The organism is Oscillatoria sp. FACHB-1406 (assembly GCF_014698145.1).
Classification (GTDB): domain Bacteria; phylum Cyanobacteriota; class Cyanobacteriia; order Cyanobacteriales; family Spirulinaceae; genus FACHB-1406.
In genome coordinates this window covers 61,444-75,919 of the sequence record NZ_JACJSM010000023.1, presented here as the reverse complement: position 1 = coordinate 75,919, position 14,476 = coordinate 61,444, and the positions used below count along the sequence as shown (strand labels likewise).

Annotated in this window: 14 protein-coding genes and 1 tRNA gene; 9 read left to right on the top strand and 6 right to left on the bottom strand. The window is 45.8% G+C overall.

Features of this window, described 5'->3' with window-relative positions; translation table 11 throughout:
* Window positions 1-54: 54 nt before the first annotated feature.
* Window positions 55-1,566, bottom strand: coding sequence for an HlyD family efflux transporter periplasmic adaptor subunit (locus tag H6G50_RS19235; protein WP_190719907.1), 1,512 nt, complete (start codon window positions 1,564-1,566; stop codon window positions 55-57).
* Between the two features lie 119 nt (window positions 1,567-1,685).
* A complete protein-coding gene (locus tag H6G50_RS19230; RefSeq protein WP_190719905.1) occupies window positions 1,686-3,146 on the bottom strand; it encodes a hypothetical protein in 1,461 nt (486 codons plus the stop codon).
* A 156-nt stretch (window positions 3,147-3,302) separates the two neighbouring features.
* Between H6G50_RS19230 and H6G50_RS19225 the strand changes: the two genes are divergently transcribed.
* From H6G50_RS19225 to H6G50_RS19215, 3 genes are all read left to right on the top strand, one after another.
* Window positions 3,303-3,383, top strand: a tRNA-Leu gene (locus tag H6G50_RS19225).
* 50 nt (window positions 3,384-3,433) lie between these two features.
* Window positions 3,434-3,832 carry a biopolymer transporter ExbD gene (locus H6G50_RS19220; RefSeq protein WP_190719902.1) on the top strand — a complete coding sequence of 133 codons (399 nt, stop codon included), beginning with the start codon at window positions 3,434-3,436 and terminating at the stop codon, window positions 3,830-3,832.
* A 176-nt stretch (window positions 3,833-4,008) separates the two neighbouring features.
* Window positions 4,009-4,572, top strand: a complete 564-nt coding sequence (locus H6G50_RS19215) for a hypothetical protein (RefSeq protein ID WP_190719899.1) — start codon at window positions 4,009-4,011, stop codon at window positions 4,570-4,572.
* Between the two features lie 22 nt (window positions 4,573-4,594).
* On the opposite strand, the gene H6G50_RS19210 is transcribed toward H6G50_RS19215, so the two are convergent.
* A complete protein-coding gene (locus H6G50_RS19210) occupies window positions 4,595-5,362 on the bottom strand; it encodes a L,D-transpeptidase (RefSeq protein WP_242032902.1) in 768 nt (255 codons plus the stop codon).
* A gap of 281 nt (window positions 5,363-5,643) precedes the next feature.
* Between H6G50_RS19210 and H6G50_RS19205 the strand changes: the two genes are divergently transcribed.
* From H6G50_RS19205 to H6G50_RS19195, 3 genes are all read left to right on the top strand, one after another.
* Window positions 5,644-6,120, top strand: coding sequence for an NAD(P)H-quinone oxidoreductase subunit N (locus tag H6G50_RS19205; RefSeq protein ID WP_190719896.1), 477 nt, complete (start codon window positions 5,644-5,646; stop codon window positions 6,118-6,120).
* A gap of 26 nt (window positions 6,121-6,146) precedes the next feature.
* Window positions 6,147-6,752: a hypothetical protein gene (locus H6G50_RS19200; RefSeq protein ID WP_190719972.1), complete on the top strand. Its 606-nt coding sequence runs from the start codon at window positions 6,147-6,149 to the stop codon at window positions 6,750-6,752.
* A 95-nt stretch (window positions 6,753-6,847) separates the two neighbouring features.
* Window positions 6,848-7,291 (top strand): PPC domain-containing protein, encoded by a 444-nt coding sequence (locus tag H6G50_RS19195; RefSeq protein ID WP_190719893.1) that lies wholly within the window; start codon window positions 6,848-6,850, stop codon window positions 7,289-7,291.
* Window positions 7,292-7,546: 255 nt separating this feature from the next.
* Here H6G50_RS19195 and H6G50_RS19190 read toward each other — a convergent pair whose 3' ends face one another.
* The 3 genes from H6G50_RS19190 to H6G50_RS19180 all read right to left on the bottom strand — a co-directional run bounded on the left by H6G50_RS19190 (window position 7,547) and on the right by H6G50_RS19180 (window position 11,522).
* A complete protein-coding gene (locus tag H6G50_RS19190; RefSeq protein ID WP_190719891.1) occupies window positions 7,547-9,004 on the bottom strand; it encodes a hypothetical protein in 1,458 nt (485 codons plus the stop codon).
* A 24-nt stretch (window positions 9,005-9,028) separates the two neighbouring features.
* On the bottom strand, window positions 9,029-10,486 hold the full coding sequence (locus H6G50_RS19185; RefSeq protein WP_190719888.1) for a hypothetical protein: 1,458 nt from the start codon (window positions 10,484-10,486) through the stop codon (window positions 9,029-9,031).
* A 151-nt stretch (window positions 10,487-10,637) separates the two neighbouring features.
* Window positions 10,638-11,522, bottom strand: a complete 885-nt coding sequence (locus H6G50_RS19180; protein ID WP_190719886.1) for an NB-ARC domain-containing protein — start codon at window positions 11,520-11,522, stop codon at window positions 10,638-10,640.
* A gap of 399 nt (window positions 11,523-11,921) precedes the next feature.
* Here H6G50_RS19180 and H6G50_RS19175 point away from each other — a divergent pair, with 399 nt between their 5' ends.
* From H6G50_RS19175 to H6G50_RS19165, 3 genes are all read left to right on the top strand, one after another.
* Window positions 11,922-12,857 (top strand): peptidoglycan-binding domain-containing protein, encoded by a 936-nt coding sequence (locus H6G50_RS19175; RefSeq protein ID WP_190719883.1) that lies wholly within the window; start codon window positions 11,922-11,924, stop codon window positions 12,855-12,857.
* Window positions 12,858-12,899: 42 nt separating this feature from the next.
* A complete protein-coding gene (locus H6G50_RS19170) occupies window positions 12,900-13,841 on the top strand; it encodes a glycoside hydrolase family 25 protein (protein WP_190719880.1) in 942 nt (313 codons plus the stop codon).
* 87 nt (window positions 13,842-13,928) lie between these two features.
* Window positions 13,929-14,474 carry a hypothetical protein gene (locus H6G50_RS19165; RefSeq protein WP_190719877.1) on the top strand — a complete coding sequence of 182 codons (546 nt, stop codon included), beginning with the start codon at window positions 13,929-13,931 and terminating at the stop codon, window positions 14,472-14,474.
* The last annotated feature ends 2 nt before the right edge of the window (window positions 14,475-14,476 follow it).

The following is a 14,476-nucleotide window of genomic DNA, read 5'->3' as shown; positions in this document are numbered from 1 at the left end:
GGCTAGTTTAGCACAGCGAGTTGCAACTAGCCTCTACACGACTCCCCATTATTTCTAACCCGGAATCCAAGGCAAATATTTACCCACATTAAACAACTTATTTAACTCGTGTCCGACTTTTTGATAAATTCGCAATTCTCCTGTTTTGATATGCGCGTAACCTGTCATTCCCGGTCTTAGTAACATATCTTTATTTTCGATAGTAATAATAACTTTTAACATCGGCTTTTGTTGCTTTTCAGGCGTTCTCACCACCGGCAAAATCCCTTTATCTTCCACAATAGCTTTATAACGTACCGTTCCGCCATGTTCGACAAACTGAACTTTTGCACCAGGTTTGATAAAATCTTTATCTTCCTGACGAATTAATACTTCGGCGCTTAGATTCCGCATATCGACAATATCTAAAACGACCTTGCCCATTTCTAAATTATTATTTTCTAACAAATCTAAATTTTCGCTCGTTGCCGTGCCGCTGATATTGGCATAAAGCTTTAAGTTGTTTTGCTGTCCTTGAAGTTGAACGAGACTTTCTTCTAGTTTCTGAACGTATTGCTGCTGCGTCTGAACGTTAATTTGCTCTTTTTCAACTTCCCGTCGAGCCGTTTCAACGTCCGATCGCGCTTGCGTCAACGCATCTTGATAATTATAGAGCGTATCGCTCATTTGTTTTCTCGCTTCCTTGACTTGTTCGTCTTTTACGGCGAGAGAACCTTGTTTCTGTTGGATTTGACTTTGTTTAGAAGCAATTAATCCTTGCCTTTGCTGAATTTGCGACTCTAAACTTTTTTTTCTTTCCAAAACAGCTTCCAATTCGTTCTGGGGAATAATACCATCTTTGTTAAAAGATTCGTAGCGGCGAAACTTTTGATCTGCTAAAATTAACTGGTTTTGTAACCCAGTCATATCTGCCTGGATCGAGAAAATTTCCGCTTCAATTTGTCCGATTTCGCTGGGAACGATCGCTTTTTCGCTTTCCAAACGGCGCAGTAGGGGGACGGTATCGGGATTGCGAAGGTCGGTAACTTGGCGATTGGCGCGATCGCGCGCGATCGCTTCGCCATTCTGCGCGAAACCGAGGCGAGTTCTTGCGACTTCCAACTGCTGTTGAGCGATAAAAACACTTTGTTTCGCTTTCACTAATTCTTCTTCTTTCGTAATGCGTTGGTTGTCGCGTTCGTCGCTTTCAACTTCCGCGATTAAGTCGTTCTCCCGAATTAACTGATTGGGTCCGATATGGAGTTTTAAACGACCAGAAACGGGCATTGTAACTTGCTGGCGTTTGTTGATCCTGCTGCTAATTTCTGTATCGCCTGTAACGTAATTTGGAATAGGAATATAGCCGATCGCGCCAATGACTAAAATAATACCGGCTGTTGTCACCAAACCGAGTAGAGAGTTCTTTTTAGGCTGGGATTCTTGGGGTGAATTAGTGCGCTCTACTGCGGGTTGAATTGGGTTGGATTGTTCCGTTGGACGTGCTAAAGTCGAACGCTGTTGCGGAGGAAGAACTTTAAAAGTTTGTGGTTTTGGAGAGGGACTAGAATTCAGCGGTATGTTATTCATAGCAAATTGAGTTTTTTGAGAGTAGGATGCAGGGTTAACAAGATTGAGTTAAAGAAGAGTGTCGCGCAATTGATATCCGCCCTATTTATGGCTCGTCGAGCTAAATCGCTCTGTGGACTTTACTCTGAATCGGGGGCAAAGTAATAAAGCAACCAAGTGAAGAGCAACATCGCACCGAGGGCTGGAATATTTACTAGCGTCCAGTCAAATAAGCGGTAGAAAAGAAATCCAAAAACAGACCAAATATAGAGTAAGCTGAAGGGTGCATAAATTGCTAAAATCAGCCTGTCTTTACCCTCTTCTAAGAGCGGTTGCCCGGTGAAGAGATTGACGTACAGTTGAAAAGCACGATTCCTGAGATTATTGATTCCTGTTGCTGCAACAGCGAGGTAATAGCCATCAAATTTTGCCATTGGGTTGAGGTTGACTGCGACGGTGAATAAAGCGGCTACCATTAAGAGGTAACTGGCGCTATGCAGCCAACTTCCGGGGATAGCAAGATTCCAGAACAAAAGCGCGATCGCAGCAATCGTGACTTGAACTAAAATTCCCGCTCCAACTACTAGCACTCGCTTCCACTTCGGCAGCAAATATTGTGCCGTTGTATCGGTATAAGCGGCAGGAAAAAGGCACATAAATAATAACCCAACTTCCGGAACTTCTCTACCGTAATGTTTGAGGGTAAAAGCATGACCAAGTTCGTGAAGTGTAACGACGAATACTGATAGCAAAGCGAAGGGAATAAAGAAAGAACCGCCGCTGCTTTGCATGAGGTTTTGCCCCATCACTAAAATAGCATCGCGTCGGTCGATTCCGATCGCTAATGATGCCGCTAGGAACGCGATTAACACCAGCGCGAACCCCCGCGTCCAAATCCAACGCAGCAATCCAATCTTGCGATTTAGCCAAGGATCGGGATTAAAAAGAGGACGTTTGAAGTAAAGCAATTGAAAGGGGGTGAATTTTCGACGTTGGCGCTTAATCGGTTGCTGATTGGGCAGCATTCTTCCCATTGCCAAGTTTTGAAAAAGGACTTGAAGATCGCTCGCAGAAAGGTCAAACTCTGCGAGAACTTCTGCTTTAGAACGAAGCGCTAATTGCTCGATAAGGGTTTTATCTTCCTGGCTAACTTGGAGGTAAGTTCGCTCTTCTCGATTCCACAAAATCCAGTATCCGTCAGGGTTATAATGCCATTCCACTCCGGGTTTAAGAATTGTCGGAGTGGGTACTTCCGGAATTTCTACTTCGTCCCTTTCTATCCTCGCCGCTAAAATCCCTTCTGCGATTAATCGTTCGATTAACCGAGTTACAGTATGGGAGTCGGCGTGGGGAAATTTTTGTTGCAGGTAAGTTTGAACTTGTCGAACGGTATTTTGACCGTTAAAGTATTGCAAGGCGTAGCCTTCGATCGCGTCGAAGACAAAAAAGCACGTTGGCGCAGATTGGGTCGATGATTGACTGGAAGCGGGTTTGAGGACGATGCGATCGCTGTTAGCATAGCGCGCGAGTCTCCAGTATGCGCCCAAATCCGGGCAAATCCAACTCTCCCAGTCTTCAGAAGTTTTATCGAAGCATTGCATGGCGATGACACCGAGTTCTAAATTGTTCTCGGACGGGAGTCATTGATTTTACGCAACCCGATACAAATTGTTACAAAATTCCGAGATCGAGCTTGCACTCAAACAAGAGTGCGATCGCGCTATAAATGTGTTAGAATAAAAAACGGTTTAGCCTCTGCGGACGTGGCGGAATTGGTAGACGCGCTAGATTTAGGTTCTAGTGTCTTTGGCGTAAGAGTTCGAGTCTCTTCGTCCGCATCCCGAATGACGGTGTTTCAACTTGTCCCTATTGCCCAAACAATTTTTGAATGCGCCTGCCGGAGGAAGAAGAAACGCCGTTAACCATCAACATCGTACCGATGATTGATGTCATCTTTGCGATTTTGACCTTTTTTATGGTCTCGAGCTTATTTTTAACGCGATCGCAAGGATTTGAAGTCAATCTTCCCGGTGCGCTTACCGCTGTAAGACAAGACGAGATCGAGGTTACGGTGTCCGTTAATGCTAACGGCGCGATCGCGGCAAACCGACAGCCCGCCACCCTCGCAACCCTCGAAACCCTCGTTCGCCAACAACTTGGCACCCAACCCAACCCTTTAATCGTACTGAAAGCCGATACCCGCGTCAATCACGGTCAAGTCGTCGCTGTCATGGATCGCTTACGGCGCATCGAAGGGGCAAAACTCGCGATCGCAGTTGAAGATTGAAGGGCAATTCAACCGATCCCCGCTTCATCTCCCCCGCGCAGAAGAACGAATTTCAAGCCTCCTACCCCTCAAAAGGAAGAGAGATTAAAAGACTTTTAACGAGAAGATAGATTATAAAGATGACCGATTTCAAGCGATCGACTTGAGGAAATAATCATCGTTCACGGATAACTAAAATGACTCCCGAAACAACAATCCAATCTTTAAAAGACCTTTTTCCCGCCGCTGTCGTTCGCAACTCCAGCCCCAATGCGTGGCAAGTCGAGCAAGATTCCTTGCGCTTGCTGGCCGTTTTTTCTGAAGATAACGCTTGGTTGCATTTACTCGTTCCCATCGCCCCACTCTCCGAAGCCAAACCTTACTTAGCGCAAATCTTAGAAGCCAACTTCGAGACAACCCAAGCAGTTCGCTATGCACTGAGTGAAGAGGTGATTTGGGGCGTGTTTCAATACCGCGTGGAAAATCTCGATCGCGAAGACTTTGAAGGGGCGATCGCGCAATTAATCTCCCTCCACAAGAGCGGTTTATCTCCCTTCTTCCAACAATCCATTCAAGGACAACTGCGGCAGATTGTTTACGCCGCAAAACTCCAAGGACAAACCCTCGAAGCCACCCTGCAAAACATCGAACGCTTTTATGCCGAAGGTGTAATGGGCGATATGCAACAACCCGCCGCAGAACGCGAACAATTTATCGCAGCATGGCGCGCGCAACTGCAACGTTTTTGGGAAGAAGAATAGGGAATAATGAAGAAGGAATAAGCTAGCGAATCACCGTAACCGGCGTTCCCATTTCCACCTTGGAAAACAAAGCGACAACATCTTCATTGTGCATTCGCACGCAACCATTAGAAGCCGCCTGACCGATAGAAGAAACTGTCGGCGTACCGTGGAAACCAATAATCCCATTCGACATTTGTGCGAAGCCAATCCAGCGCAATCCTAAAGCACTATTGGCCCCCGGTGCAGTCACTTGTCCGGTCCAAGGATTCTTCCAAATCGGATTTTCAATGAGTTGAAAAACTTTATATTCGCCCGTCGGAGTGGGGGTACTCGACTTGCCGATCGCAACCGGATAACTCGCCGTAACTTTATCGTCTTCGTAGAGATAGACGCGGCGTTCTCCTAAGCGCAGTTCCAGACGGACTCTCGCCTTAGCATCCGGCAAATAAGCCGCAGCATCCAGCGGCGGTAATTCCGGCCATTGTGCTGTACTGGACGGATTGGGGTTGGCTTCAGCATTCTTATCTGGCGTTACGGGAGTCTCGCCCACAACATTGCCAGCCGGTGCAATAGGATTTTCGCCGGTATTGCTTCCGGTGGGTGCAATAGGAGTTTCGCCCGCAACATTGCCAGCAGGAGCAACAGGCGTTGCCTCCACGCTCGTGCTGCGAGTCGGATTCACAAGATTCTCAGTCGCTTGCGCCAAAGCTTGCCCTTGCGCGCAGAACATTAAGCAAGTCGCACTCGAAGCGGCTAGTGCAATAGCTCGAACGCGATCGCATCTTCCTACTTTGACCCATCCTGTCATTCCTGTCTCTCCTCAAACAAACTTCAATAATGTTTGCAAAACTTCTCCTATAACTCTAGAACGTTCCATCGAAATTTGGTTCCCAAGAAAGGCTCGGGTTTGGGCTTGCCACCCGAGGCAAATCGCCAAGTTATTCCGAGCCGAAATAGCTTAGATATTTTTTTGAAGAGATCCATAGATCTAGCTCTAGCGATCGCGCGAATCGAGCCAGCGCCTAGAAAGGGCTTCAGATTGGGGATATAATGAACTGCTAAACAGCATTCAAAAACCCAAATTAAGATATGGCACTGCTGACAACGGGCAAAACCTTTATCCGCGATCTCGAACAGTCGGGCGCGCTTGCTACTTATATGCCCTTAGAAGGGGGATTTGAAGGGCGCTATCAACGGCGCTTGCGAGCGGCAGGCTATGTCACCCTCTCGCTCGGGGCGCGTGGATTAGGCGACTTAGCTGCTTATCTCACCGGCATTCACGGCGTTCGTCCCCCCCACTTAGGCAAGAAAAATATCGGTCAAGAAGCGATGGTTGGAACCCGCTACTACGTGCCGGGAATCGCCACCTCCCATCTCGCCACCCTTCCTCCAAAATCGAAAGGGTTAGTCTTGTGGATTATCGAGGGACATATTCTTTCGCGCCAAGAACGGGAATATTTAACCAACTTGCACAAACTCGAACCGAGAATCAAGGTTGTCCTCGAAATGGGAGGAGAACGCTACTTCCGCTGGCAGCCCCTGCAAAATACTCTAATGGCTGCTTGAACTGTTAAATGAGGGTGACTCTCGAAATGCTGAGCAACCGCGACTATACGCTGATCGTTGATAAAAGCAGTAGCATGGCCGCGCGGACAATGCCGAGCGGTAAAAGTCGCTGGCAACTGATTCAGGAGTCTACCCTCGCCCTCGCTCACAAGTGCGAAGAATTAGACCCCGACGGTCTGACGGTGTATGTCTTTTCCGGTCGGTACAAACGCTACAATTACGTTACTGCTGATAAAGTCCAGCAAATTTTTGCTGAAAATATTCCGGGCGGGCGCAGCGATCTCGCCGGAGTTTTGCAAGATGCCCTCTTCCATTACTTCGAGCGCAAAGATAGAGGCGAAGCCAAAGCGAACGGCGAAACGTTCCTGGTGATTACCGACGGAGAACCCGACGATCGCGGCGGGGTTATTCGCGCCATTGTCGATGCTTCCCAACGCATCGATCGCGAGGAAGAATTAGCTATTTCCTTCATTCAAGCAGGCGACGATCCCCAAGCAACGCGCTTTTTGAAAATGCTCGACGACGAGTTAGCGCGGGCGGGGGCGAAGTTCGATATCGTCGATACCGTGACGATTCAGGAGATGGCAGGGATGTCGCTGAAGGAAGTTTTGTGGAATGCGATCGTCGATTGAACGCCATCCGTCGTTGTCGGCGCGCTAGATTTGCGAATCTCGGAATTTGCGACATAATAAACGGGTTAAGCTATGCAATTGCGTCACATTTCCGTATGACCCACTCTTTTGCTCGTCGTTGCTCGTTTGCTTGGTTTATTGGTGCGGTACTATGCGCGGGAATTGATGCCGCACCGAGCGCCGCTCAACTCTACAATCCTTCTAGCGTACCTGCTGGCAATGAAATTTCCGATACTCTCACCGATAAAGATATTCCGACGGGAGAAGGTGGGTTTGCCCGAGATTATAAGGTTAAACTCGAAAGCAACGATCAAGTCGCGATCGACCTCACTTCGGAAGAATTCGATGCCATTGTCAAACTGATCGCCTCGGATGGTTCTACCGTTGCCGAAAACGACGACGGCCCGGACGGTTCGACCAATTCCCTGCTTTTCGCTCGCATTACCGAAACCGGAGATTATATCATTCGCGTGCGAGCATTTGGGGAAACCGGCAGCGGCAAGTTTAAGCTCAAAGTTACGCGCTTGCGACCTATTTAGTCGCACGATTGCAAAGATAAAAGAGGAGAGAGTACAACTACCCTCTATCCCCTTTTTTAAGTCATCGTGCAAAGGTTGAATGACACTGAAATAAGCAAAAAAGAAATAACTTGTAGGGACGTTGTATACAACGTCCCTACTACAGATATTGCGTAATATGGGTAGCGTCTACCAACCTGAAATCAGGGCTATCAATGCAAAGGATCGATTGAGAACTTGCATTCCAAGTCAACCGTTGCAATCCCAATTTTTTCTTCACTCGATAACAGTCACTTGATAAGGACGACTGGGAATACTGCTAAAAGTTCGTCCCAACAACCGAACTTTAGGAACATCAGGCATTCCGGGAAACTCAGTCGCACGAGCGGAAGAGATCAGCCAAGTCATATTGGGAGGTTTTTGCGACAGCGATGTCGGCCAGAACAAAGGCGCGCGATTCGAGAAATTCCAATCTATCGATCCGGGTGGCAACTTATAATCGAAAACAAATCGAGCAGCTATATAATCAATCGCATAGCTTCGGTTAGGATGCGATCGCACGTAATCTCTAATCTCTTGATAGCTGGATTGAGGTTCCCGCTGCGTTCCAGCTAAAGTAATAAGGTTTAGGCTCTGATTGAGACAGAACGCGATCGCGACGATCGGGGCAATTAAAAAACGATAGCGAACGTATTTTGAGGCTATCTCGTCTAGTATTAAAGCAATTGCAGCCCAGCCAAAAAAGATGAAATAACTTGCAACTGCCCGACCGTAAAGAAGAAAATTTAAAACTAGACTGAATGTAAAAAAGATGACAATAGTTATCAACTTTTTTTCAACTTTTTTGCGTTGAATCAAAACCCAGAAACAAAGACAGAAATAAAGACCGAACAGCGATCCATAAATAATTTCTCCATAGCCATGCTGTATTAAAAATGAAAGTTCTGATATCGTTCCTGCTAGACCAGTTTTGCGAAAGCTCGAGTGCCAAGCCATATCTTGAATAAAGAGACTTAGCTGAAAATGGATGCAGACCAAAAATAGGAGCGAGTTTAATGAAAATGCAGCGAGCCAAGCCCCGATTCTCTGCTGCAAATAGCTGCGATTTATTGAGCCAGCCGAATCCCAGTTAACTTTCGCGATCGCCAACCCAAAAGGAACCGCATAAGCGAGGGATATTGGAGTCGTTAAAATTGATGCACCTAAGAAGAAAAAGCCCCAAAAATATCGCAGCGGCGTATCTTTTGTTAAACTCCAAACCCCCACGGCTAAAAAAGCCATTCCCAGCGCCTCGCAGCGCAAACCCACATTTAACATCCAAAACGCAAAGCAGACAATCGTGAAAGCGGTTGCGATTCTCGAAAAGCCGTACTTCCTAAAGATTAAAGCCGTAAAAATAGAGAAGATATTATAACAAAGGCACTGAAATAGTAAGAAGCTGCGGGTGCTAACGCCGAAAAGCCATAACCAAGCAGCAAGAGTATATTGAGAGAAGGGAGGTTGGATGTAGAAACGTTCTAAGAGGCGTTCGTCCCAAGCGGCTAAGAGAGGGTTAAAATAGTCGCCATTCCGAGCGAGATTGATAGCAGCACCGATAAATGCTAAATCGTCCCCGTAGGGAGGAGGATAGCCTAAGAAAAACAGAATCAGCCAAAAGATGACAATGGGTAAAATAAGGCTTAAGAAAAGTGGATAGCGCTGCCCGATTAAGTTAAGGATTTTGTTGCTTTTCATATCCGCCGAATTCAAATTTCTTCGTTACTCGATAATCATAACGTGATAGGGATGACTGGAAAGAGTGTTAAACGTTCGTCCTAACAACTTAATTTTAGGAATATCCGGCGTTTCTGGCATGAAAGTCGTGCTAAAAGAGGAAATTATCCAGGTTCTATTGGGAGGTTTTTGCGACAGCGATGTCGGCCAGAATAGGGGCGCACGATTCGAGAAGCTCCAATCTATGGATCGGGGCGGCAAATGATAATCGAAAACAAATCGAGCGGCGATAGAATCAATTGCATAGTTTTGGTTAGGATGCGATCGCACATAATTGCTAATTTCTTGATAGCTAGATTGCGGTTCTTGATGGATTCCAGCTAAGGTGACAATAGTCAAACTTTGATTCAGAAAAAAAACAATTGTTACAAGGGAGGTAACTAAAAGGCGAAAGGGAGAATGCTTATAAGTGATTTCATCTAAAATCAGAGTAATACAAACCCAACTGAAAAAACTGATTGCTCCTGTAATCGCTCGGAAATAGATAAAAAAGTTTAAAGCAATACCAAGATTCATTAGAATGACAATCGCAACCAGTTTTTTGGAAAATTTTTTACGACGAACTAAAACAACCAGGCACAGGCAAAAATGACAAAGAAAGAGCGAGCTATAAATCAGTTCTCCATAACCGTGCTGCATGAGGAATAAAATCTCGGCGAAGGCTTGCTGAAAGGGGGCGCGCCTAAAGCTTGAGTGCCAAGCCATATCTTGAATAAAGAGACTTAACTGGAACTTAATACAGACTAAAAATAGGAGCGAGTTTAATGAAAATGCAGCGAGCCAAGCTCCGATTCTCTGCTGCAAATAGCTGCGATTTATCGAGGCAGCCGAGTCCCAGTTAACTTTCGCGATCGCCAACCCAAAAGGAACCGCATAAGCGAGGGATATTGGAGTCGTTAAAATTGATGCGCCTAAGAAGAAAAAGCCCCAAAAATATCGCAGCGGCGTATCTTTTGTTAAACTCCAAACCCCCACGGCTAAAAAAGCCATTCCCAGCGCCTCGCAGCGCAAACCCACATTTAACATCCAAAACGCAAAGCAGACGATCGTGAAAGCGGTTGCGATTTTCGAAAAGCCGTACTTTCTAAAGATTAGAGCCGTAAAAATAGAGAAGATATTATAACAAAGGCACTGAAATAGTAAGAAGCTGCGGGTGCTAACGCCGAAAAGCCATAACCAAGCAGCAAGAGTATATTGAGAGAAGGGAGGTTGGATGTAGAAACGTTCTAAGAGGCGTTCGTTCCAGACGGCTAAGAGAGGGTTAAAATAGTCGCCATTCCGAGCGAGATTGACAGCAGCGCCCGTGAATGCTAAGTCGTCAATATGAGGGAGAGGATAGCCTAAGAAAAACAGGATGAGCCAGAAGATGTTAATGGGTAAAATAAGGCTTAAGAAAAGCGAATGTCGATGTCCGAGCGGGTTTAATATTTGGTTCTTTCTCATGCCCCCGGTAAAGGTAAGATTGTCTGGGTCTACTTTACCATAGCAAGAAATTCTATAGGATTTAAATAATTGGAAGGAGTCGCTTAAGTTGGCGTGTAAAGGATTGAGGGAAAGCTTGCGTTTAAGGAGGTTAATAAAACTAATGTTTTAATCAAACGACGAGGGGAAGAATTTGGGTATAGGGTAGGAGTGAGAGGGAAAGTTTTACAGAGAGTAAGGGTTGGCGACTGGTGACGATCGCTTTTACGGTGAGAGGCAAATCGTATAAGAATGCTAGAATTTGCTCGGGTTCGGTGAAGGATTCCCAGCGATCGAGGATTAATAAGGTGCGATGCTGTCGCAAGTGGGTTTTTACTCCGTCGTAGAGTGTCTCGAAATCGGCGGCGGATAATTGGGTAAGGTTGAGCGTTTGCGCGAGCGCGCGGAGGATATCGGCTAAAGTGCGATCGGGTTTCAGACGCGCGATCGCACCGTGGGGCGTGCGATAATGGCTTTGGGCGGATACAAACGCGATTGCCTCCACCGGCGGCACAGCAGCCCCCAAGCAGCGATAAGCGAGTTCTAGTGCCAAAGTCGTTTTCCCAGCCCCCGCAACGCCCTCAATCCCCATCCAAGGATAGGTGCAATAGTCTCCCAACCATTCCGATAGTTGCGATAACTCCGAGTTTCGCTCTTGAAATGCCGTACAGTGGCGCACGGGGAGATTGTGCGCGATGGGTGCAATTGCATTTTCGCGCCCGTGGGGTAACGCCGTCGTTGCTGCGAGACGGGCCAGATTTTGCTGTTGTTGTTGGTAGCGCTTCAGCACCAAATGCAGGTTATTTTTCGTCACTTTTTCGCCGAAAATCTCCGAGAGGAAACTCCACAAACGATAGCCCGTATCCTTCACGTAGCCTTCGTTGTAGTCATAGTCACGAGCGATTTTCCCGTAAGATTCTCCCTGCCAGGACTGCCGAAAGACGATCTCTCGAACGGTATTAAAGTAGCGATCGCCTCCAGCCTTTTTAATAAGTATTAATGCTTCGTCAACAGTCATAGTACAACGTTTTTCTTTTGTGGAATTATTTCAGGTCTCTACTGAATGCACACCCCGATTTTGAGTTTTGTTAAATTCTGGTGCGATCGCGCAATCAAATTTATCTCCGCCAATCGCATTCATCAGCTTGTCACTCTTCCTATCGATTGTCAATAGAATTTCGGGTACTTTTTTAATAAAGAAATTCTCCCACCGAGGCTTTTGAAAAAGCGGGGATTCTTCATACAAGCTTTTTTTGCCGCATCCGGAAAGTTCACAAACTGTAACTGACAAGTCAGGTGACTTTTTCCTGACTTTTACCGACTGTCAGGTCTGGGGGGCAATTGTTATCGTGAGAGACATCAGTAGAAACAGGACAAACATCCTGAGTTTACAACGCAATCAAACATAATTTTCACTATGTACCTTCCAGAATTTTACGAACTTGCTAGAACTTCCGGAAAGCAATACACGATGCTCGAAATTGCCGCCGATGAAGAGCTAACGACTGATATTCAGAAAGTTTTGATTTGGCTCAAGCTGTTAGACCCTCCCGTAGACGGAAAGTTTGGGCCGATTACAACCGAGGCGTTCAAGGAATTTCAAGGTTATACTAATTGCTCTAACGTTGGCATCTTAGACTTTGAAACTTCCAAGAAGCTTATTGAAACCGATCCAAAAGAGTTGGAAGAGTTTATCGTTTCTAAGCTCAGACCGGGTAACGACCTAGCGGGTCGCATTATCAAATATATGTTGACGAAAGATTACAGTATTTCTGTGAAACCGGGCGAATTTAACATTGTTTACGTTGAAGGAATGAATGCCGACGGAACCGAAAATACAGATACTCCCAATCATTTTAACGACCGTCGCATGGTAATTGAAATTGTGAATGGAACTCCGAAAATTGTAGGAAATTGGGAAGCAACTACCGAACCCGGAAGATTTTGGACTGTCAATCCAATGAACCCAAATGGTGCGGCTCGGATTAAATTTGGTCAGTACAAAGCTTGGCAAGTCGGCGCTCATATTACTCGTCATACGAATCAAGGTAAAGCTTTAGTTCAAACCAAACCTGTCACCGTTCACCGCGATTTTAACAAAGATGGTTTCCGCACGGGCGACAAACTCGATACCGGACTGTTTGGTATTAATCAACATCACGCTAACGGTGCAGTCCGTCACGATATTGGTCGTTGGGCTGCAGGTTGTTTCGTTGGACGTACCGCAGAAGGACATGAAGATTTCATGGATATTATCATGAAAGACCGCCGCTACAAACTAAATGCGAACTACACCTATGAAACTACCATTATCGCAGGTGACGATCTCGTTAAAAACTTCCCGGTTATCTAGTTAGTGACTTCCTAAAACTTTACCCATTTACGGAGCCTCAAAATGTCAGTCAAAATTACCAATCCTGCGAACCTCACTCAATTGACCCTTGGCGATACCATTAACTTTCAAGGAACTGCTGAAAACTCAATTGCCATAATCGAGCTTTTTGCCGAGCAATATTTATTGGGAAAAGTCCCGGTTGTGGATGGAAAGTGGGCTATCCACTATCCATTTATACGAGGCGGTAAAAGACGAATTGTTGCCAAAGGTTTTGATGCTGCCGGTCGTCAACTTACTGCCGACGCTCTCGATATATTTTTAATTGAAAAAGATGCAGACGCGAGACTTTTAGGAATTGATGTTTCCAACTACAATCCTCCGATTGATTGGCATCGAGTTAAAGCTGCTGGTGTTGACTTTGCCTTTGCAAAAGCAACAGAAGGCGGGACTTGGAAAGATGACACTTTTTCAACCAACTGGGCGGGGATGAAATCAGCCGGAATTCTTCGCGGTGCTTACCATTTCTTCAGACCTCAGAAGGCGGCAGAAGAGCAAGTTAAGAATTTTCTTTCTGTGGTTCAAGATGTTCTCGAACCAGGCGATTTACCTCCGGTTTTAGACTTGGAACCCTGGCCGGAAAACGTCGGACGTGCTTGGAAAGAATTAGATTTCGAGCAACGTATCGCTCGTGTCAAAAATTGGTTAAAGCAAGTGGAAGCAGCAACAAAAGAAAAACCGATTATTTACACGGGACCTTCCTTTTGGAGCGAGTATATGAAGGATACCCAAGAGTTTGCCGATTATCCTCTGTGGATCGCTCACTATACCCCAAGATCGAGACCTAGCGTTCCTGGAGATAATTGGGGTGGAAAGGGCTACACGATTTGGCAGTATACAGAAGTTGGTTCGATAGCTGGGGTAAAGGGTAATGTCGATAAAAACCGCTTTAAGGGTTCCCTGGGAGACTTGTTAGCGTTGGCACAGAATATATCTGTTGCCTAAGTTGAAAGGGGCGCTCCATTGCGCGAGCGCCCCTCAATGATGATGCGTTGGTTTTATCGTTTCTAAAGAGCGAAGGAAATTCAAAATATGACAGACACTAATCCTAACCCCCAGTCCTCGATATCTCCTCCTTTAACAGAATTAGAAATGAAAGACCAATTTCTTAAAGAAGTCGATCGTTTCATCGATCGCAATCTTGGCTTATCTAAATTCAATCGCGGCTTGGGTATTATGTTGGGAGGAATCGGAATTTTTTCCGGGGCATTAGTGCCATTATTTATTAGTAACAAACAACCCGAAATTGCCAGTTTACTCGGTATTGGAGCAGCACTTTCTCAAGCTCTAGTTACAAAGCTTCCTCTAGAAAAACGATATCAGCAAGGAAAAGTTTTGGCTGCTGAAGCTCAGAGGTTACACAGCATTGTGAACTACAAGCTACCCGAACCCTCTTTTTATAAAATCGTCGAGGAGTTTAATACTTTGAGAATAAAAGCAGCTTTAGAAGAACCCCTTAATCAGTTGATAGTCGATCGAGAAATAGCTCAAAATAGTTCGATAGCAGTAACGTCGAATACTCAGTCCTCTAATTCTCAAAACGCTACTCATCAAAATCTTACGCCTACTGGAGGTTAAGT